This window comes from Lactobacillus sp. UMNPBX4 (assembly GCF_002554115.1).
GTDB classification, from domain to species: domain Bacteria; phylum Bacillota; class Bacilli; order Lactobacillales; family Lactobacillaceae; genus Lactobacillus; species Lactobacillus gallinarum.
Genome location: NZ_PCZF01000133.1, coordinates 1 through 564 on the forward strand (window position 1 = coordinate 1; position 564 = coordinate 564).

The following is a 564-nucleotide window of genomic DNA, read 5'->3' on the forward strand; positions in this document are numbered from 1 at the left end:
AACTAGCAAAATTGGACACTTTAATCAAAGCCCGATTTGTCGAGATGTTTGGTGACTTAAAATTTGATACACCAGTTTCAAAATATATAGAATCACTGACGGCCGGAAAAAGCCTAGCTGGTAAAGAAAAATGCACAAATAAAGTATTAAATACCGGCGCTGTGTCATATGATAAATTTAAAAATGATTATAAATATTTACCATCAAATTATGTTCCAGATGAAAATAACAAAGTGAGAACCGGAAATGTACTAATTAGTAGAATGAATACTCAAGAATTAGTTGGCGCAACTGCGTATGTTTGGGAAGCACCTGAAAATACTTATTTACCAGATCGATTATGGAGAGCAAATTTAAAAGAAAATGTAAATTCTATTTTCCTTTGGCAAGTGTTAATTCATCCTCTTCTTAAATTACAGATTCAAAGAGTGTCATCTGGAACAAGTGGAAGTATGAAAAATATTTCTAAATCTAATTTCTTGAAACTGAAAGTTCCAGATGTGAATGAAGAATCTCAAAACAAATTTGCATCATTCGTTCAACAAGTCGACAAATCAAAAGTTG

At 31.7% G+C, this 564-nt stretch carries 1 protein-coding gene; it reads left to right on the forward strand.

Annotated features, from left to right (window positions below; all coding sequences use genetic code 11):
- Positions 1 to 564 (forward strand): restriction endonuclease subunit S (locus tag CP355_RS10045; RefSeq protein ID WP_369823218.1); only part of this gene is annotated, 564 nt, incomplete at both ends.